This is a genomic window from Collinsella sp. AK_207A (assembly GCF_902501965.1).
Lineage (GTDB): Bacteria > Actinomycetota > Coriobacteriia > Coriobacteriales > Coriobacteriaceae > Collinsella.
Map to the genome: position 1 here is coordinate 61,955 of NZ_CABWID010000020.1, position 19,130 is coordinate 81,084.

Annotated in this window: 21 protein-coding genes and 1 pseudogene; 12 read left to right on the top strand and 10 right to left on the bottom strand. The window is 60.6% G+C overall.

Annotation, left to right across the window (positions count from 1 at the left end; genetic code table 11):
- Window positions 1-57 precede the first annotated feature (57 nt).
- The 5 genes and pseudogenes from msrA to GDJ97_RS07960 all read left to right on the top strand — a co-directional run.
- Window positions 58-522 (top strand): annotated as a pseudogene (gene msrA / locus GDJ97_RS09865) (peptide-methionine (S)-S-oxide reductase MsrA); the annotation flags it as partial.
- A gap of 27 nt (window positions 523-549) precedes the next feature.
- A complete protein-coding gene (gene msrB / locus GDJ97_RS09870; protein ID WP_373422677.1) occupies window positions 550-1,029 on the top strand; it encodes a peptide-methionine (R)-S-oxide reductase MsrB in 480 nt (159 codons plus the stop codon).
- A gap of 56 nt (window positions 1,030-1,085) precedes the next feature.
- Window positions 1,086-1,223: a CD1871A family CXXC motif-containing protein gene (locus GDJ97_RS09875; RefSeq protein WP_373422678.1), complete on the top strand. Its 138-nt coding sequence runs from the start codon at window positions 1,086-1,088 to the stop codon at window positions 1,221-1,223.
- Complete coding sequence (locus GDJ97_RS07955; protein WP_152070759.1) at window positions 1,216-2,121, top strand: 4Fe-4S binding protein; 906 nt, start codon at window positions 1,216-1,218, stop codon at window positions 2,119-2,121. The genes GDJ97_RS09875 and GDJ97_RS07955 overlap by 8 nt, the downstream gene beginning before the upstream one ends.
- A gap of 49 nt (window positions 2,122-2,170) precedes the next feature.
- Window positions 2,171-3,142 carry a TlpA disulfide reductase family protein gene (locus GDJ97_RS07960; protein WP_152070760.1) on the top strand — a complete coding sequence of 324 codons (972 nt, stop codon included), beginning with the start codon at window positions 2,171-2,173 and terminating at the stop codon, window positions 3,140-3,142.
- 250 nt (window positions 3,143-3,392) lie between these two features.
- Here the strand turns inward: GDJ97_RS07960 and GDJ97_RS07965 are convergent, their stop codons facing one another.
- Window positions 3,393-3,563: a hypothetical protein gene (locus GDJ97_RS07965; RefSeq protein ID WP_226808931.1), complete on the bottom strand. Its 171-nt coding sequence runs from the start codon at window positions 3,561-3,563 to the stop codon at window positions 3,393-3,395.
- 372 nt (window positions 3,564-3,935) lie between these two features.
- On the opposite strand from GDJ97_RS07965, the gene GDJ97_RS07970 reads away from it, so the two are divergent.
- The 6 genes from GDJ97_RS07970 to GDJ97_RS07990 all read left to right on the top strand — a co-directional run bounded on the left by GDJ97_RS07970 (window position 3,936) and on the right by GDJ97_RS07990 (window position 9,410).
- Window positions 3,936-4,553 (top strand): helix-turn-helix transcriptional regulator, encoded by a 618-nt coding sequence (locus GDJ97_RS07970; protein WP_193221361.1) that lies wholly within the window; start codon window positions 3,936-3,938, stop codon window positions 4,551-4,553.
- Window positions 4,554-4,572: 19 nt separating this feature from the next.
- Window positions 4,573-4,698, top strand: coding sequence for a hypothetical protein (locus tag GDJ97_RS09880; protein WP_226808950.1), 126 nt, complete (start codon window positions 4,573-4,575; stop codon window positions 4,696-4,698).
- Window positions 4,698-6,362 (top strand): flavodoxin family protein, encoded by a 1,665-nt coding sequence (locus GDJ97_RS07980; RefSeq protein ID WP_152070762.1) that lies wholly within the window; start codon window positions 4,698-4,700, stop codon window positions 6,360-6,362. The genes GDJ97_RS09880 and GDJ97_RS07980 overlap by 1 nt, the downstream gene beginning before the upstream one ends.
- A gap of 57 nt (window positions 6,363-6,419) precedes the next feature.
- Window positions 6,420-7,802, top strand: a complete 1,383-nt coding sequence (locus GDJ97_RS07985; RefSeq protein WP_152070763.1) for an ATP-binding protein — start codon at window positions 6,420-6,422, stop codon at window positions 7,800-7,802.
- Between the two features lie 81 nt (window positions 7,803-7,883).
- On the top strand, window positions 7,884-8,057 hold the full coding sequence (locus tag GDJ97_RS09410; RefSeq protein ID WP_193221370.1) for a hypothetical protein: 174 nt from the start codon (window positions 7,884-7,886) through the stop codon (window positions 8,055-8,057).
- Window positions 8,058-8,165: 108 nt separating this feature from the next.
- On the top strand, window positions 8,166-9,410 hold the full coding sequence (locus GDJ97_RS07990) for an ATP-binding protein (protein ID WP_152070764.1): 1,245 nt from the start codon (window positions 8,166-8,168) through the stop codon (window positions 9,408-9,410).
- A 532-nt stretch (window positions 9,411-9,942) separates the two neighbouring features.
- On the opposite strand, the gene GDJ97_RS07995 is transcribed toward GDJ97_RS07990, so the two are convergent.
- From GDJ97_RS07995 to GDJ97_RS08005, 3 genes are read right to left on the bottom strand one after another with little or no spacing between them, the layout of a single operon-like run.
- Window positions 9,943-10,662, bottom strand: coding sequence for an ABC-2 transporter permease (locus GDJ97_RS07995; RefSeq protein WP_152070765.1), 720 nt, complete (start codon window positions 10,660-10,662; stop codon window positions 9,943-9,945).
- Window positions 10,662-11,567, bottom strand: coding sequence for an ABC transporter ATP-binding protein (locus GDJ97_RS08000; protein ID WP_152070766.1), 906 nt, complete (start codon window positions 11,565-11,567; stop codon window positions 10,662-10,664). The genes GDJ97_RS07995 and GDJ97_RS08000 overlap by 1 nt, the downstream gene beginning before the upstream one ends.
- Before the next feature lie 39 nt (window positions 11,568-11,606).
- Window positions 11,607-11,975 (bottom strand): GntR family transcriptional regulator, encoded by a 369-nt coding sequence (locus GDJ97_RS08005; protein WP_152070767.1) that lies wholly within the window; start codon window positions 11,973-11,975, stop codon window positions 11,607-11,609.
- Window positions 11,976-12,639: 664 nt separating this feature from the next.
- Here GDJ97_RS08005 and GDJ97_RS08010 point away from each other — a divergent pair.
- Window positions 12,640-12,843, top strand: coding sequence for a DUF5808 domain-containing protein (locus tag GDJ97_RS08010; protein WP_226808952.1), 204 nt, complete (start codon window positions 12,640-12,642; stop codon window positions 12,841-12,843).
- A gap of 111 nt (window positions 12,844-12,954) precedes the next feature.
- Here the strand turns inward: GDJ97_RS08010 and GDJ97_RS08015 are convergent, their stop codons facing one another.
- The 6 genes from GDJ97_RS08015 to GDJ97_RS08040 form a co-directional block, all read right to left on the bottom strand.
- Complete coding sequence (locus tag GDJ97_RS08015; protein WP_152070769.1) at window positions 12,955-13,908, bottom strand: tRNA-dihydrouridine synthase; 954 nt, start codon at window positions 13,906-13,908, stop codon at window positions 12,955-12,957.
- Between the two features lie 156 nt (window positions 13,909-14,064).
- On the bottom strand, window positions 14,065-14,835 hold the full coding sequence (locus GDJ97_RS08020; RefSeq protein ID WP_226808933.1) for an ABC transporter ATP-binding protein: 771 nt from the start codon (window positions 14,833-14,835) through the stop codon (window positions 14,065-14,067).
- A complete protein-coding gene (locus GDJ97_RS08025) occupies window positions 14,822-15,838 on the bottom strand; it encodes an iron ABC transporter permease (protein ID WP_152070770.1) in 1,017 nt (338 codons plus the stop codon). Before GDJ97_RS08025 ends, GDJ97_RS08020 begins: the two co-directional genes overlap by 14 nt.
- Window positions 15,839-15,847: 9 nt before the next feature.
- A complete protein-coding gene (locus tag GDJ97_RS08030; RefSeq protein ID WP_226808935.1) occupies window positions 15,848-16,864 on the bottom strand; it encodes an ABC transporter substrate-binding protein in 1,017 nt (338 codons plus the stop codon).
- A gap of 47 nt (window positions 16,865-16,911) precedes the next feature.
- On the bottom strand, window positions 16,912-17,913 hold the full coding sequence (gene nirJ2, locus GDJ97_RS08035; protein WP_152070771.1) for a putative heme d1 biosynthesis radical SAM protein NirJ2: 1,002 nt from the start codon (window positions 17,911-17,913) through the stop codon (window positions 16,912-16,914).
- 102 nt (window positions 17,914-18,015) lie between these two features.
- Window positions 18,016-18,792: a MerR family transcriptional regulator gene (locus GDJ97_RS08040; RefSeq protein ID WP_152070772.1), complete on the bottom strand. Its 777-nt coding sequence runs from the start codon at window positions 18,790-18,792 to the stop codon at window positions 18,016-18,018.
- Window positions 18,793-19,130 lie beyond the last annotated feature (338 nt).

Here is a 19,130-nt window from a genome sequence, read left to right on the forward strand (position 1 = left end):
GGAGCGAGAAAAACTGATTCGATCGAGCAACCCTCAAATATGGAAGATGGGAAAACCATGTACAGGGATACCACGGAAAACGTCATCTACCTGGCAGGAGGATGCTTTTGGGGTATCGAACAGCTGATGCAGTCCATTCCCGGCGTCCTTGATGCCCAGAACGGCTACGCAAACGGCACCTGCGAGGCGGACGCCAACTACTCGACCGTCTGCAAGGGAAACACCGGCTTTCGGGAAACCGTGCGGGTGGAATACGACCCCGACCAGGTGAGCCTCGATGCGCTGTTGCTTGCCTATTTCTACGTTATCGACCCTACGGTAGAGAACCGGCAGGGCAACGATCGGGGCAGCCAGTACCAAACCGGCGTTTACTACACCAACGACAAGGCGAAAGAGACAGTAGAGCGCATTGCGGAAATCGAGCGTGGCCACAACGAGAGCTTCTTCGTAGAGATCGGGCCGCTGAGAAACTACTTCCCCGCAGAGGAGTACCACCAAGACTACCTCGCAAAAGACCCCGGCGGCTATTGCCATATCCCAAAAGCGGAGATGGAGCTGTTCTCCAAGCTTCGCATCGATCCTGGCGATTACCGCAAGCCCGCAGCGGAGTCCATTCGGGACAAGCTGACCGCGGAGCAGTACCGCATCACCCAGGAAAACGGCACGGAGCGCCCCTTCACTGGCGAGTTCTGGAACCAGTTCGAGAAGGGTATCTACGTGGACATCGTCACGGGTGAGCCGCTCTTCTCCTCCACGGACAAGTTCGAAAGCGGCTGCGGTTGGCCTGCGTTCACAAAGCCCATCGAGAAGCCCGCCGTGGTGGAGCTTGAGGACAACAGCCTCGGGATGCGCCGCACCGAAGTGCGAAGCCGCGCTGGGGATTCCCATCTCGGGCACGTGTTCACCAATGACCCCGAGTCTCCCAACGGTGTGCGCTACTGCATCAACAGCGCGTCTTTGCGCTTCGTGCCGTACGCCAAGATGGAAACAGAGGGCTATGGATACCTCCTCGACCTGTTCGATAAGTAAAGATACGCAGGTTAGAAGATGGGAAACGAACGAAAGGAGAAGTCGGATTGTTCAAAGTGACAAAACCCGCAGTTCAGGTCGCGTTGCTGGCGATCGGGGTGGCCATGGTGTGCTTCGGTGCCATGCGGGGCGAAGCAAACGCCGTGTTGGCCAAGGCGATAAGACTGTGCTTGGAGTGCATCGGAATTGGATAGGAGAAGAAATCCCGCATCGCAGTTTTTGAGCCGGTTTCGCGGATGGATCCAGGCGGCTGCGACGCTGCTCACCAATATCCACCTGCCGAACTTCTTCAAGGGCACCATCTATCAGGGCCCGGGCAAGGCCGTCTGCGTACCTGGCCTGAACTGCTATTCCTGCCCAGCCGCCACAGGCGCCTGCCCCATCGGGTCGTTCCAGGCGATTGTGGGCTCATCGAAGTTCAGCTTCTCGTACTACGTGACCGGACTCTTAATCCTCATCGGCGTGCTGCTCGGCCGCTTCGTGTGCGGATTCCTTTGCCCGTTCGGCTGGTTGCAGGAACTGCTCCACAAGATTCCCGGCAAGAAGCTGTCAACGAAGAAACTCAAACCACTTAGGTACCTTAAGTATATCGTGCTGCTGCTCACCGTGATTCTGCTACCCGCGCTGCTCGTCAACGACGTCGGGATGGGCGACCCGTACTTTTGCAAGTACCTCTGCCCTCAGGGAGTGCTCGAGGGCGCGATTCCGCTTGCCATCGTCGATTCCGGCATACGCTCCGCATTGGGAACGCTGTTCACCTGGAAGCTTGCCATCCTGATCGCGGTGGTCGTCTTAAGCGTGTTGTTCTATCGACCTTTTTGCAAATGGGTTTGCCCGCTCGGCGCGTTCTATGCGCTCATGAACAAGGTATCCCTGCTTGGAATTAAGGTTGACCAGCACCGATGCATCTCGTGCGGCGCGTGCGCGAAAACGTGCAAGATGGACGTCAAAGTCACGGAATCGCCCAATCACCCCGAGTGCATCCGCTGCGGCAAGTGTATAAGGGTCTGCCCGACCGACGCCATCGGCTTCAACTACGGCCTTGGCTTACCGGAAAAACAACCGAAACAGCAATGCAAAGGAAGCCAATGAATCAAGACGGCAACAAGCAAAGCAAACGACTGCAAACGGAGGAATAATCATGAAACGAACGAAGATTGCGGCACTGCTGATGGTCCCCCTGCTGGCGCTCAGCCTTGCGGCCTGTTCGGCACCTAAAGATAGCAACACCGGCTCGATGAGCGGCGATTCAGACATTGCGGCTTTGCTGGCAACGCAGTCAAAGAACGCCGAGGAAGCGGCCGAGCTGCACCAGAAACTCATGCAGAAGGAAAACGAGATTCTCTCTGACGACTCGAAGCTTTGGGAGAAAGTATTCCTGGCAGCCAACAAGGACACGCCGATGATCGAAGACGGCAAGAACTACGGCGACTTCCTGCTCGACACGATCGAGGGCGCCAAAGACCAGTTCTCGGCCGAGGAGATGAAGACGCTCAAGGCGGGGGCCCAACAAGTGAAGGAAATCGAGAACAAGCTCGCCGCCCTCGAGAAGGACTTCCCCGGATGCGGTAGCTCCCCGAGCTCAGGGGAAAGTGTCGACGCGTCAAGCGCTGGCATGCCGAATAGTGCAGGCACCGCTACCAGTGCGAACAAGTTCCCGAGTTTTCAGGGGAAAGACCTCGACGGCAACGAGGTGACCAGCGACAAGCTCTTCTCGGAGAGCAAGGTGACCGTAGTCAACTTCTGGTTCACCACCTGCAAGCCGTGCGTGGGCGAGCTGAGCGACTTGGAAGCGCTCAACAAGGAGCTCGCCGGCAAGGGCGGCCAGGTCGTTGGCGTGAACTCCTTCACACTCGACGGTGACGCGACCGCGATATCAGAGGCGAAGGACATCCTCGCGAAGAAGGGCGTCACGTACAAAAACATCTGGTTCGCGTCGAGCAGCGAGGCAGGGAAGTTCACCTCCAAGCTGTTCTCGTACCCGACCACCTACGTCGTCGACAAGAACGGCAACATCGTGGGCGACCCGATCGTCGGCGCGATCACGTCCCCCGAACAGCAGAAAACGCTCAGCAAGCTCATCGACCAGGCAATCGCAAACAGCGCAGGGTGAGCCAAATCGCCCGATAGCGCCGGCGTGGCCTCGCCGAGCGTAAGGTACCCCAGTCCCAGGTCATGCAAGGCTTGCGGTTCTCGTGCGCCTTCCGGACGTCGGCAACATGTGGCAGCGTCTCTTCGACCGAGAGCGCGAGCAGCTCAGGCAAGCTGAGCGCCTGCCCCTCGGGCGCGCGCTTGCTCGATGCGGCGAACGCTCTCGGCCGGGGCGCTATAGCGAAAGCTGCGGCAATCGCGGTATACAGGCCCTACTCGGGTGCCACGCCAGAGGCGATGGCGAGAGCGATGGAAGGCGGCAGGGCTACAACGGCCACGACGATGCCCGAGACAATATCCTTCGGGATCTGCCTGCGCAGCTCCTCTTTATCGGTGTCCTTGATGATGCTGAACGGTATGGGCTTGATCTTGTCGCGCTGCATAGCCTTCAATCCGTGTCGATGCGGTTGCCTTTGAATCCCCGCGGCGCAGCCGGTCACCCAACACGCGCGGCAAAGCTCCCACCAGGGAACCTCGATGAAACGCATTTGATTGTTATGGCGAGACGGCACAACGACCGCAGCAGATAATTTAATGTAACGTCTAGCCGTCGCGATCGATGGCGACGCATAAAAAACAGCAGGGCGGCGGCATCAAAAGTCAATCTGTTTGTCATGCAAGAAAAACCCAAGGTCAGCGGCCTATGGAAAGAACATCAGACATGCCGTCGCACTTGATCGACGACCCATGTAAAGCCATCTTGGTAGAAAATGATTCAGAGAAATAGGAACTTCGTCTCCCGAAAGGAGGAGCCGATGGAGTTGCCGAAACAGCTGAAAGCGCACCGCGAGCGCTTGGGGCTCTCACAAGAGGCCGTCGCGCAAGCGATTTACGTGTCGCGACAGACGATGTCCAGCTGGGAGAACGGAAAGACCTATCCGGATGTCCAAAGCCTGCTGCTTCTAAGCGACCTCTTCGGCGTCTCCATCGATGAGCTCGTGAAAGGAGACGTGGTTTCAATGAAGGAAGTCGTAAGCAAGGATGCGCTCAAGATGGAGCGATTGGCGATGGGGTCTGTTGCCCTGCTGCTCGCGGGGATTGCATGCATGGCAGGCATCTACGCACTACTGCCCGAGCCATCGTTCATCCCGCATATGTCCGCAGGCGCGCTGATCGGGATACTCGTGTTTGTTGCATTCTGGATCCCGTCGCTCGTATGCACATCGCGCATCGAGAGGATCAAACGCGAGCATGACCTTGTGACGTTCCGTGAGATCAGCGCGTTCATGGACGGCGAGGAGGCTCCGAGCGAGACCGAGGCGCTTTCCAGACGCAGGTCACGGCTCAGCTCTGCGCTCAAGATGGCCTGCGGTGCGGGGTTCGGCTTCCTCATCGCGTTCCTGATCACGGCACTAGTGAATGCCTTGCACTAGATGTATGCTTCTTTGACGGCTGAAGCACGCAGCATTAAAAGACCAAAGCCCCTACTGGAAAATGACCTCTGACTTTGGCAGACGAAGCCTGCAGATGCATATCGACTGGGCCGAGCACTGCGCCGCCGAACTGAGGAGCAAATAATGAACATCCTGGCGATCAACGGCAGCCCCAAAGGCAAGCGAAGCAATACGTGGCGCCTGACCAGCGCCTTCCTAGACGGAATAACTGCCCAAGAAGAGAGCGCCTACGAGCAGACTCCAGAAATCGAAACCCTGAATGTATGCAATCTCGACATCAAACCCTGCCTGGGGTGCTTTTCCTGCTGGAGCAAGACGCCGGGAACGTGCTGCATCCACGACGACATGCGGGCGGTCATCGAAAAGATCCTGTGGGCCGACATCATTATCTGGAGCTTCCCCTTGTACTACTTTGGACTGCCCGGTCCGCTGAAGAACCTGATCGACCGGCAGCTTCCCATGTCGCTTCCCTTCATGAGCGCCGGCACAGAAAGCGGCGGGCACCCGTCGCGCTACGACATGAGCGGCAAGCGAACGGTCGTAATCTCAACTTGCGGTTTCTATACCGCAAAAGGCAACTACAATGGCGTGACCGACCTGTTCGACCGGTTTTGCGGCAAGGATGGCTACACCGACATCTTCTGCGGCCAAGGTGAACTTTTCCGCGTAAAAGAGCTGTCGGAGCGCACCGACGAATACCTTTCCTGGGTCAAAAGAGCTGGCGAGGAGTTCGCGAGCGAGGGCATCACCGAAGAAACCCGCGCAAAACTCGAGCAGAACCTCTACCCGCGCGACGTCTTTGAAGCAATGGCAGACGCAAGCTGGGGCGTTGGCGAGTCCGGCGAGAAGGAAGACCCCAGCCTGGTGTTCACCCGCCAGATGGCGGCCCTCTATCGCAGGCAAGCCTGGCCCGGACGAGACCTCTTGCTCGATATGAACTACACGGATATCGGCAAGGTCTACCGCATCGTCCTCGGGGCTGCCGGAAGCCGCGTAGAAGAAAAACCTGCCGAAGGCTTCACCGCGGATTACACCACAAGGATCAACACGCCCCTGAGCGTCTGGCGTTCGATTGCCAGCGGTGAGGTCGCCGGGGACGCGGCACTCATGGAGCACCTGTACACGGTCGAGGGTGACTTTGACCTGATGATGCATTGGGACGATTATTTTGGCGCCGCAAACACCGGAGCAGGTAGCGGAGAGGCAAAGGCAGGCGCCGGCGAGGCCGAAGCAGCCGAGGATACAGCCGAGCCAAAGACCAACATGCTGTTGCTCTTGATTCCCTGGATCGTCTTCTGGGTCGCGGCGGCCATCGACAGCCACTGGGGCAGCCTCATCAGCATGGCGACATGCGTGCTGCTGCCCGTCCTCATGTGCCGAACCAAAGCAACCCGATACGACCAAATCTCAGCTCTGGGAGTTGGCGCCTGCTCCATCGCATTGCTGGCGGGAGCCTCCCCCATCCTCGTGATTCCGGCATCGTACTTCCTGTTCGGACTCATCTGGACGGTCTCTTGCTTCACAAAGGTACCCCTGACCGCGCATTACTCCAAGAACAGCTATAACGGAGACGCGGAGCTGCGCAACCCGATCTTCATGAGGACGAATCGCATCCTGACCGCGGCATGGGGAATCCTCTACCTGGTCACACCCATCTGGACGTACCTCATCATGCAAACAGATGCGGCCAGCTTTGTCGGCGCGATCAACTCCGTCCTCCCCGCGTTGATGGGCATCTTCACCGCATGGTTCCAAACGTGGTATCCCCGTCATATCGCACGAGGGTAGGCTGAGTCGTGCCTTACAATTAACTCGGACAAAACCGAGTCGGAAGGAACCGAGTAAGTGGAATTCATCGGCAGGGAGCGTGAACTCGCTCGAATTAAGAAAACGCTCACCGCGCGCGAGCAGTGCAATGTCCTTGTTTACGGCAGGCGTCGCGTGGGCAAAAGCGAGCTCATCAAGCAAGCTCTCGCCGATCTGCCGGACCACACAACGGTCTATTACGAGTGCCGTCAGACCTCCGAGGCAGATAACCTCGAAAGCCTATCCGGCCTCGTCGCCGAAGCATTGGGCTTTCCGCCACTAGCCCTCTCGAGCATTCGTGAACTCATCGAGTTTCTGTTTGGCCAAGCCAAAAACAAGAACGTCACCCTCGTTCTCGACGAATACCCTTATCTGAGAGATGCGGTCAAAGGTCTGGACAGCATCCTCCAGACCTCAATCGATGCTCGCAGGGAAGACTCTCGTTTGAGCATTGTGCTGTGCGGTTCCTACGTTGAGATTATGAGATCCCTCATAGAGCATGAGAGTCCCCTCTACGGACGCATCGACCTCACGCTCGATCTTAAACCCATGGACTACTTTGACTCTGCAAAGTTCTATCCCGCGTTCTCGCCCGAAGACAAGATCAGACTCTACAGCGTTTTTGGCGGCATTCCCTTTTACAACCGGCTCGTCGATCAGTCCCAGAGCGTGCGCGATAACATCATCGAACTTGTCACAGAACCCGGTGCCCGCCTGGAAAGCGAGGTACCGTCCTACCTCAGCGCCGAAATCTCCAAGATGACCAACGCCAACGAAGTTTTAGGGGCCCTCGTGCAAGGCTACTCACGTTGGGGTGATGTGCTGGCGCAGTCGCATGTCTCGAGCGGTCCTGCCATGGCGGACGTCTTAGACAAGCTCATATCGCTCGAAATCGTCCAGAAGCGTGCGCCCATCAACGACCCCGCGAATAAGCGCAAGTCCGGCTACTTCGTAGTGGATCAGCTTTCACTCTTTTTCTATCGCTACGTCTTCCGCAATGCCTCTGCGCGCCAGCTGCTCGATTCGGATGTCTTCTATGATCGCCATGTCTTGCAAGACTTCGAGGAAAACTGCGTCCCCCATCTGTTCGAGGAAATTTGCCGTCAATACCTCGTGCGGCAGAATAGAGCCGGCAAGATCGAACCGCCTTTTGACGCGATAGGCACGTACTGGTACGGCGACCCCGCAAATAAAACGAGTGGTGAATTCGATGTAGTGACGCAAGATCCCGAGGGTTACGCATTCTACGAGGCCAAGTTCCGTAAGTCACCCATCACGCAAAAGATGGTTGACGAGGAAATCGCCCAAGTCGAAGCAACGGGGCTCAAGTGCCACCGCTACGGATTCTTCTCCCGCTCTGGCTTCGATGCCGACGAGAGCGATCGGGTCGCCTTTATCGACCTATCGCAGATGTTTGAGTAAGGCCTGCCCCCGGCAGAACCAAAGTAACGGACGAATGTTCGATGGCTTTCGTGTCGGATGGAATCGCGCGGGGGCTGGGCTATGACGCAGGGCGTCCAGGCCTTTACCGCCAAGAAGGGCCGCTTGGTCACCGCCGTCGGCACGATCGAGGAAATCCTTGGCGCCGGCGTCTCGACCGAAAAGTTCACCGCGCAGAGCCTCCCCTGCGCCGGCGCTCTTATGAAGGAAGACGACATGCCGAGCTTGTTCGACTAGGGACGGCGCGGGCGCACCACAAATCTGCGAAAGATGTAGGACTCGGTCGATATTTAATGATATTTGACCTAAAATATCGAGTGGACCCTACATTTTCTTGGAGGCCTCATGCGACTTCAGACCATCGCTCATCGCGACCGCTACGAACGCAAGCTCGCCGAGTATCGCGACTCCCAGGACATAAAGGTCATCACCGGCGTACGCAGGTGCGGCAAGTCGACACTTCTTAAGCTGCTCGTCGATCAGATTACCTCCGAGTTGGGCGGCACCCGCAACATCTTCTACCGCAAGATGGACGGTTTCGGCGTCCCCCTGAACCCCGACGCCGAATGGCTTCAGTCGGAACTCCTGACAGCACTCGAGATGGCCGATTCTTCCAAACCTCTCTATGTGTTTATCGACGAGGTCCAGACAATCCGCGACTGGGAGAAGGTCGTACGTAGACTACACACCCACCCGCTGGTAGACACCTACATCACCGGCTCAAACGCCCATGTACTCTCGTCAGATTTGGCGACGCTGCTGGGTGGGCGCTATGTCGAGATTCACGTGCAGCCCCTGTCGTTCGAAGAATATCTTCAGTTCGAGACGGCAGCCGGCACATCGCCACTCGACACCTCCACCCTCTTTTCCCGCTACCTCACGTACGGAGGCATGCCCGGGCAGTTCGACATCGTCGACAGAACCCAAGATCGTATGGCACGCTTCCTGGACGCAATCCACGACACCATCATCTTGAACGACGTGGCCATGCACACCCAGGTAGGCGACATGGATCTACTTTCTAAACTTGTGCGCTACACCTTCTCCACCTCGGGCAACCTGTTCTCGACGCGAAACGTGGTAAACGCCCTCACAAGCGCGGGCAGGAAAACCTATGCCGAGACGGTCGAGAACTACCTCAAAGCCCTCGAAAGCGCCTACATCCTGAGTGAGTGTGAGCAGACCGGTATCGCCGGCAAGCAGGTGCTTAGACCCCAGCGCAAGTTCTATCCCATCGACACCGGCTTGCGCAATCTAGCTAGCAACTTTGCCCCAAAGGACCTGGGCGCTCAACTCGAGTGCGTGGTGTTCAACGAGCTCGTGCGCCGTGGCTACAACGTGACCGTGGGCGCACTGCTCAAAGGCGAGATAGACTTCGTGGCCGACAAGCACGACGAGCGCCTCTACATCCAGGTGACCGAAACGCTTGCAAGCCCCGGGACATACGAGCGCGAACTGGCGCCTTTTTCCCTCGTAAACGATGCCTTCCCCAAGCTGGTGCTCACCACCGATCGCCTGCGGCTCGGCACCACCGAGCAAGGCGTGCGCATTGAGAACCTGGTGGACTGGTTGCTCAAAGGCTGGAGCTGAGCGACGCAAGTGTCCAGCGCGCACCTGGACAGGACCCGCATGGCGCCCTCCGCCGCCAGACGGCCGCGGCAGGCCTCCTGCAGGAACACGTATGCCGCCGCCTCGAGCGTGAAAAGCTCCTCGCCGCGCATGCCCTCGCCCCGTCCAATAAACGTTCACCGCGCTAAAAGAGAGCGCGGGCGTCAATAAAGAGCGCTTTTGCGCACTAAAAATCAGTGAATCTGAACTCAGAAACGCTTGCCGTCCACGAGGCATCGATTATCGTCCCGCCCCGCACATCGTCCGTCGGGCTGGAAAGGGAAATCGGGGCGTCTCCCCCGCCCGTTCCGGATTCGAAGCAAAGCCGCGCGGGCGACGCGCCCTTCCGGCCCACGCCTCTCCCCTCTTCCAACTGGCCTTAATCCGCCGAATCCCGTCCTTCTGCCCGATTATAGGCCGCAATTGTCAGCATATCGTCAGCCGCACGCGGCCGGCGCGGCTCCCGCATCGTGGCAGAGCGGGTCCGCGCCGGGGCGTCGGTTGACGGCTCGGCCTACAGCTCGCGCCTTCCGTACAGCCCGAGAGAGACGGCGGCGGAGGCGGCCAGCATCAGAAGCGAGGCCGCGAGCAGCGCCGCCATAGAGGCCGCGAGCCCAACGGGAGTCTCGGCGAACGTGAGGAGGCCCGCCACGAGCCCGAACGCGCCGCCTCCGAGAATCCCCGAGTTCCCGAGAAGCATGGGGGCGACCACGAACAGGCCGACGGTGACGGTCGGCAGAAGCTGGGTCGCCTTGGTCTGGCCGAACTTGAAGTACACCGGCGTCACGACGGACGCGACGGCGGAGCCGATCAGGACGCAGGCTGCGGTGGCGAAGGCCATGCCGGCGACCCTCTCCCCGCTGAACGCGAGGAGCTCGGAGAGGCCTCCCGGCAGCTCCACGGCGGACGCGAGCCCCATGACCGCAAGCGATGCGGCGAAGCCGACCGCCGAGCCGATGAGGCCAAGCGTCGCGATGGCGGCATAGCGGCTCAGGACGACGTCGCGCTTCGAGACGGGAAGGGTGAGGCGATAAGAGCCCCATCCGTTCTGGTCGTCGTAGACGGAGGAGCCGATCGCACCCATCATGAAGCACATGCTGGTGAGGACGGCGGGGGCAACGATGGCGGTCTTCATTCCCACGCCCACGAGGACGGTGACGAGAAAGCCGGTCGCCAGGAGGGAGGTCGCGTAGCCGCGCAGGACGTTCATTTCCATAAGGTATGCCCGCTTCATTATCGGACGCCTCCTTTCAGGACAAGGGCGAGGTAGTCGTCGATTGTCATCCGATCGCAGGGAATCTCGGGCATGGCCCGGGAGAACGCATAGCGATCCGGAACGAGGACGTCGATGCCGTAGTCATGCATCAGGTATCTGAACTCGTCGTTCGGGATGAGGCTCGAGGAGACGATGCGCTCGAAATCGGACTTTCGGCAGCGGGCGACGCCCATGGCGTCGGTGATGGCGTCCTTCGGCAGGTCGAACAGAACCCTGCCGCCGTCGATGCACACGATGCGGTCTGCTATGCGCTCGAGGTCGGAGGTGATGTGGCTCGACATGAGGATTCCGCGGCCCGGCTCGGCGACGAAGCCCCTCAGGATGTCGAGGACCTCTTCGCGCGCCATGGGGTCGAGCCCTGCGGTCGCCTCGTCGAGGACGAGCAGCTGCGCTCTGTGCGAGAGCGCGCATGCCAGGCTGAGCTTCATGCCCATGCCGCGGGAGAGGTCCTTGACCTGCTTTCTTGCGTCGAGCCCGAATTCGTCCGCGTACTTCCCGAACAGCGACCCGTCCCACCCATCGTAGGCATGGGACAGCATCCTGCCGACATCAGCGACCCTGAGGTGCTCGGGGAGCGAAACGGTATCGAAGACGACACCCACCTGCTCCTTGACGCTCGCCCCGCACGGCTGCGCGAGCTTCTCACTCGGGACCCCGAGGAGCGACGACGAGCCTCCGTCGACGGGGATCAGCCCCAGAAGGGCCTTGATGGTTGTCGACTTCCCTGCACCGTTCGCGCCGACGAAGCCGACTATCTCCCCCGCATCCACCGTAAGGTTCACGTCCTGGAGCGAGAACCCGGGATACCGCTTGACCAGTCCCTTCGCCTCAACGAGGCGAAGGGCTCCGCTTGATGATGCCATGTTCAGTCCTTTCAGAAGAGCGCAGGGCGCCCTGTGTCGTTATTCGAGACCGAGTGCGAACATCTCCGCCAGCTCTTCGCTCGTGAGCCCCATATCGCGGCCGCGCTCGATTGCCCGAACCATGAGGCCCTCCACCTCGCGAAGCCGCTCCTCTCTGATGAGCTCGGCGTTGCCGCCCGCCACGAAGCTCCCTTTCCCCTGCACGGTTTCGATGAAGCCGGCGGCTTCAAGGTCCGTGTAGGCGCGCTTGGTCGTGATCGCACTCACTCTCAGGCTGTTCGCGAGGCCCCTGATCGAGGGGAGCTGCTCCCCCTCGGAAAGCTCCCCGGAGAGTATCGCCGCCTTTATCTGGTCCTCGACCTGCTCATATATGGGCTTACCGCTCGAGTTGGATATGATGATGTCCACAGGCTCGTATCCTTTCGGTGCTTCCCGCCTCGGCGTCCCGGAGGTGGGTTGCCGCAGCCAGGCGTCCCCGGTTGCAGCGGAGGCAAGCGTCGGACGTCACGCGCCGCCTCTTGGGTTATAGAGTATATAACCCATATACACAGTATATACGCGCATATACAGATTGCAAGGGAATCCTGGGAGCTCGATGCGATTTCGTCCGCCTTTGCCCCGATGTCGCTTTCCGTTGCTTGCCGCAACGCCTCGCTGCGGGCAACAATCGGCTCGGCGAAGAGGGAGGGGGGGGAGTCCATGCTGAATGCGCGGCCGCGCTGGGAAGCCCGTACCTGCAGTGGGACCTCGGCGATCCCGAGCTCGCCGTCGCGGGCACCCTCTGCCATGGGTTCGAATGGGCCTTCGTCAGGGTCGCGCCGGCGCTCTTCCTGGCCGCGGCCGCGGCCGCCCTCTTCGCGCGCGAGAGGATGCGCTGACGCCTTTTGGAGCGTGCCGGTGCCGGGATCTGAAGGCGTTTCTAACAGTTAAGGAGACGGGTGCTTTCTAGCACACTCCTTCGATGATACCTTCCGCTAGCCGCTATGAGGGTCCAGCCAACAAAGAATGTGCCCGGGCGCCCGCCTGGGTCGGCTTCATCAGCCTCATGAGGCTCGGCATACCCTTGGGGGGCATGGCCGCGAACCGCGGCGCCTCGCGCCCCGCGGCACGGCTGCTGGGGGACGATACGACGCCTGACGACCATGCGATCCCCGCCGACGACGATGCCCGCTGGCGCGCCGGTGTCTTCTATGCCAACGCCGATGACCCCGCGCTCGTCGTGCCCAAGCGGTTCGGCGTGGGATGGACGCTCAGCTGGGCTCGTCCTACCAGCTGAATCATCGTCACCGGCACCGTCGCCCTCGTCATCGTCTTCTGCGTGCTCGCCGGTGCCCTCGTATAGCCCATGCGGGTTGTCGGCCGCCCCAAGCAACTGTCCAGCCGGTCGTCATCCCCGGAAGCGGGGCGTGTCGGCAAGACGCTCCCCACCAAAGATACCCGCTGCAGCCGCCTTGTACTCGTCGACGCGGCGAACCTTGCGCACGGCACGGTGCACCGCGACCGGATCGGCGAAGGCGTACTGCGCGTACGACCACCACTCCTTCATGCGAAAGACCGCGTTGCCGCCAATTTCTTCCTCGTAGGCATCGAGCAACATGTCATGGAAGCCCCTCAGTTCCTCGCGCGAGGCCGCGGTGCCGCCGCGCAGCTGGCGCGCGAGCGCGGGGTTGGTCAGGATCCCCCGACCCATCATCACGTGACGCGTTGCCGGATATGCCCTGGTCAGACGCTCAAAGTCGTCCGGGGCGAAGATGTCCCCGTTGTATGCCACGGAAAACGGCGCCCGCTCCAGCGCTTCGCCATACGGCTCCCAGCGCGGGGCGCCCTTGTAGAAGTCCTCCCGCACGCGCGGATGGACGATGAGCTCGGCAAGCGGGTGGTGGCAATACGTCTCGAGAATCCGCCCGAACTCGGCGTCATCGGACACGCCCAGCCGCGTCTTGACCGAGACCGGCAGCGGCGAGCGCGCGCAGGCCTCGCCGAGGAACGCGTCGAGCGCCTCGGGGTCACGCAGAAAGCCCGAGCCCTTGCCCTTTCCGACAACTGTCCCTGAGGGACAACCAAGGTTGAGGTTGACCTCCCGATAGCCCATATCGGCAAGCAGCCGAACCGCCCAGACGAACTCGTCGGCATGCTTCGTCAAGAGCTGGGGAACGACGTCGAGCCCCGCGTTGCGCTCCAGGTCGAGCTCCTTGAGCGCCTTCCTCCCGAACCCGCTGCCCACGCGAGGAGGCGCAAGAAACGGCGTGTAATAGCGGTCAAGCGCCCCGAAGCATGCCGCGTGCACCCTCCTGAACGAGCTTCCTGTGATTCCCTCCATGGGGGCAAGCGATAAGATCATGCGCTGACACCTTTGGCGTACGTGTGTTACTTGCGGCGATCTGGCGGCACTGCGGGGCGCCGCTCCACTCCGCGAACGACCCAGGTACCAAAACGAAAAATCCCCTGTTCGCGGGCGCAGACAAGGATGCATGAACAATCGAGCATCGCATGCAGCTCACGCCGGGAACAGGCTGTACGAGCGTCCCTCGTCTGCATCGACGGCGCAGATGCTCACGCCGAACGCGCGCTCGATCGCACCCGATCTGAGCACCTCATCGACAGATCCTGCATACGTGCTGACGCCGCGCTCCATGACCATGACCTCATCGGAGTACCGAAGCGCCAGATCGAGGTCGTGGATCACCATGATCACGGTCTTTCCCATCTCCTCGTTGAGCCGGCAGACCAGCTGCATGGTTTCGTGGCAAGCGCCGATATCGAGGTAGGTTGTCGGCTCGTCGAGCACGATGATGGCCGTATCCTGGGCGAGCGTCATGGCGATGAACGCCCGCTGGCGCTCGCCGCCCGAAAGGCGGCGCAGGTCGCAGTCCCTGAAGCGCTCGACGCCCGCCATCCGCATGGCCGCCTCGACCTGCTCTCGATCCTCTTTCCCCAAACGTCCCTCATGGCTCTGATACGGATAGCGCCCACACGCCACAAGCGATTCGACCGTCATCGCGGGCGGCCTTGAAACCTGCGAGAGCACCGCGACCTTGCGCGCCCTCTCCTTGCCCCGCATGGCAAGCGTGGGCTTGCCCTCGATGAGCACGCGCCCCGCATCGGGGCGGCACATTCCGTCTATGAGCTTCACGAGCGTCGATTTCCCGCACCCGTTGGGGCCGACGATGCTCGTGATGGCCCCCGCCGAAAACTCCGCGGAAAGGCCCTCGATGAACGGCGCCTTGCCGTACGAGAACGACACGTTTTGAATGTCAACCGCGATCATCGAAGCCCCCTTTGCGGTTCTTCAGGATGAGGTAGATAAAGAACGGCCCGCCGAGAAACGCCATGAGAATGCCCACGGGCACCTCGTAGGGCGCGAAGATCACGCGCGAGCACATATCACAGAACACGACGAAAGTCGCACCCGCAGTCGCCGAAAGCGGCAGCACGAACCGGTTGTCGTGCCCCACGAAGAAGCGGACGAGATGCGGGATGATAAGCCCCACGAACCCAAGAAGCCCCGCAATGCTCACCGCAGCCCCCGAAAGCACCGCGGCGAGTCCGAGCATCGCCAAGCGCGTGCGTCCGACATGCATGCCGAGCGAATGGGCGGTCTGATCGCCGAGCGCCATGATGTTGAGCTTGCCCGCGGCGCCGAAGGCGAAGACGAGCCCGGCGATTATATAGGCGGCGGGCCACAGTATGTCTTTCATGAGCACGCCCGCCAACCCGCCGACGAGGAACGTCGACGCGCCAATGTAGGCATCGGGGTTCAGGATGAGGATGGTGTTCATGCCCGCACCGAACACCGAGGTGATGGCGATGCCTGCGAGCACCACCGTGAGCCGCGAGGTGTTCGCGCCGAGCGAGATGCCAAAGACGATGAGCGCCGTTGCGAGCGCGCCCACGAACGCGGCCAGCGGGGGCAGCCACACAAGCCCGGGAAACACCGAAGCGGCGAGCAGGACGAACAGGCCGGCTCCCGAGTTGATGCCGATGATGTTGGGGCTTGCAAGCGGGTTGTCGAGCACCGCCTGGATGATCGCGCCCGCCGCTGAGAGCGCCGCGCCAGAAAGCAGCGCCGCAAGCACGCGCGGCAGCCGCACGTTCACGAGGATGCTTTTCGCCGCGTCGCTCACCTCGCCACCGGACGCCCAGGCAACCAGATCGCCCAGGCTCACCGACGACGATCCGACGAGAAACGCCGCCACCGTCACTACAGCGAGAGCGGCAGCGACGGCGACGGATACGAACGCACCTGTATGTTTGCAGGAAACCGTCTTCATAGCGAGGGGCTATTTGTACAGGTGGTCGAAGAGCGTTTGATAGCTTTCAGCCCAGCGCTCGTTAGGCTTATAGAGGAACAGCTCTTTGTCGAGCGTGATGTAGTGGTCGTTCTTCACGGCCGAAAGCGTCGACCATGCGGGGTTCGCCTCGGTCGCCTCTTTGAGGTTTTTCAAAGCAGCCGCATCGTCGTTGCCCATGGGGATGACGAAGATGAAATCGGGATCGAGCTCGATAACCGATTCGAGACTGAAATCTTTCAGCAGGCTCGGATTCTCGTCGGCGAGGTTTCGCACGCCGAGATCGGCGAGCATGGCGCCTGTCATCGTAGAGGAGTTCTGCACGCGCGTACCGCCCGAAAACGTGGTCATGACAAGCACGGAAGGAGCGTCTTTCCCGGCCGCCGCCTCTTTGATCTTCGCTATCTTATCGGCAACCTTCTGGCCATTCTGCTCGTACAGATCGTCACGGCCGGTGATGTTGCAGAACGTACGCAGCATGCGCAGGTAGTCGTCGAACTTGGTCACGTTGAAGTACGCGACCGGAATACCTGACGCCTCGAGGCTCTGCTTGAGGTCGGCCTGGCTCGAATCGTGGCCGCGCCCGCCCGAACCGCTCGTCATGATGACGAAATCGGGCTTGAGGGCGATGATCGACTCGAGGTTCGGAGCCGAGAAATCGCCCACCTTGGCGGCGTCCGATTTGATCGAGTAGCTCTCGAAGGCATCGTCGGATGCTCCGACGAGCGTGCCGCCGGCAAGCTCCCACGCGTTCGCGAGGCTGCCCATGCAGGCCACCACGCGCTTTGGGTTGTCGACGGTCACCTCTGCGCCCGTATCGTCGGTGAAGGTGACGGGTCCGCCCTGTGCGCCCTTCCCGCCCTGCTTGGACGGTTGGCTTTGGCTTCCGGGATGCGCGGCCTCGCTCGGTGCCGAGCATCCCGGAAGCGCCGCACAGCCCAAAACAAGCAGCGCTGCCACCGCCAGCCCGGCGAAGAGCATCCGCACATCGCGCCTGATCGTTTCCATAGTCATGTCCTTGTTCCCTTTCGTTTGCGTTTTATGGTTCATCGACTCTACGAAGCTGCTTCGAGCTTCTGCCCGTGGGCGCAGTACTCGTCCTGGGCCATGATGTCGCCTTCGTGGTAGTAGGCGGCACGCGCACGGCATCCGCCGCATCCCTGCCTGTAATCGCATGTGCCGCAGGCGCCGCTGTAGACCTGTGTGCGAAGCTTCTCGAATACCGGGCTTTTCTCCCATATCTCGTCGAAGGGCGTCTCGCGCACATCGCCCGCCTCCTCGGTCATGTACGCGCATGGCCGCACGATGCCCTCGGAGCCGACCACGCAGTACGTGAGCCCGGCAAGGCACCCCCGAGAGAAGCGCGTATCGATGCCGAGCTGCTTGGCCACGCGCGTGAACTGCGGCGCGCACGTGGGCTTCACATCGATATCCACCTCAGCCGATTTCAGCATGATCTCTTTGAGCAGCGCCTCGTTCTCGAGCACCTCGAGGCTCGTCTCCTGGATGTAGACGCCGCGGCCCACCGGGATCAGGAAGAAGATGTAGTGCGCGATGGCCCCGATCCGCTGGGCGAAATCGGTGATGGCGCACACCTCGTCGCGATTCCAATCGACCACCGTGGTGTGCAGCTGAAATGGCAGACCCGCCCGCTTGCAGGCTTCGATGCCCGCCATGGTGAGATCGTATGCGTTCTTGAGCCCCCTGAACTTGTCGTGCTTTTTGGGATCGAGGCTGTCCACGCTGATTCCCATAGCCGCAGTCCCGCACTCCTTGAGCCGGCGGGCCACCTCGTCGGTGATCAGCGTTCCGTTGCTTCCGAACACCGGACGCAGGCCCCGCGATGCGGCGTGGGCGACCAGATCGAAGATGTCGGGACGCAAAAGGGGCTCACCGCCCGAGAAGATCATGATCTTGAAGCCCGCCTTAGCTATCTCGTCGATCATCTTCATGGCCTCTTGGGTGGAGAGCTCGCGCTCCTGCCGCTCTTTCGCATCCTGGTAGCAGTGCACACATTTGAGGTTGCATTGGTTCGTCGTCATCCACGACACGATCATGACGTGCCCTTCCTTCTCGTCTTTCCTGGTATATGTTATTTTTTACTTTCATGGACGGATCATCGGCCCGATGATTCCCTCCGAACGCTGTCCCGCTGCGCGCTACCCCGTTTGCCGATAGGCCGCCACAACCGCATCGAGGTGATCGCACACCGATTGGCGCAGTTCGTCGAACGAGCCGTTTTCGCCATGATGTCCGGGAGCGTGCCCGTGGTGCGGCGAGATGTTCTCCATGAGGATGAAGTTCTGGTTCGCCGAAAGCGTTTGCTGGAATTCGTCGAGCTCGAGGTAGCGCCGGGCCAGATCGCGGTTGCCAGGACTGTCGAGAGGCTCCCCTTCCGACATCTGCCTGATGGTATCGGCGATGAGCTCGTGCCATTTCGAGACCGATTGCCCGCGCAACGCGATATCCTCATCGGTAGCCTCGGTTAAGCCGCTCTCGTTTATGCAGATGAGCCGCCAGAAAAACTGGCTATCGTCCTGGCTGCGCTCTATGGTGTCGGCCATGGCGGCCCAATCGACCTCGTCGGGCTCGTTGGACGCCTCGAGCAGGGCGCGCATCGTGGTCAAACGCTTGAACAGATTCTGGAAATCCTTTTCGATATCATCCATTTTGCTGCTCGCAAGCGAATGGAACGCCGACGCGTCGCAGAAGAGCCCCGCATCGGCTTTGATCTCGGAAAGGGAAAGCCCCAGGTATTTCAGGGTCAGGATGCGGTACAGATCCTGTACGTTCTTCTCGGTGTACAGGCGCTGGTTTTTGGGCCCTTTCGCCGACGGCGACATGAGTCCCTGCTGATCGTAGTACTGGATCGTACGCACGGTAACCCCCACGCGGCGCGCGAGATCCCCCACCGTCAGATATGCCGGATCGCTCATCTAATCTCCTACGTTCAGCGGGGCGTCCATGCGCCCCGCCTCGGCAATCGCCCGGTGTGCGTCCTCGCGGCTCTTCGGCGATCTCGTCTCTGCATACGGCCGTGCCCCCCGCACATGCAGGCGGCACCGCAAACAGCATTGAACGATACGCGATGACGCTACGTCATCGTCAACACGTTTTTTTGCTTTCAGAAATACCGTGCATAACGAAGGCGAGGGTACCGTCAATGATCTTTCGCAGCAAGGAATATGTGTCGGTTTGGGTGTCCACGGTAGAACGCACCTGACCGGACGGCTTGCTCTGATCGATCGCGATGGCCGGAGGCAAACTGTGGATC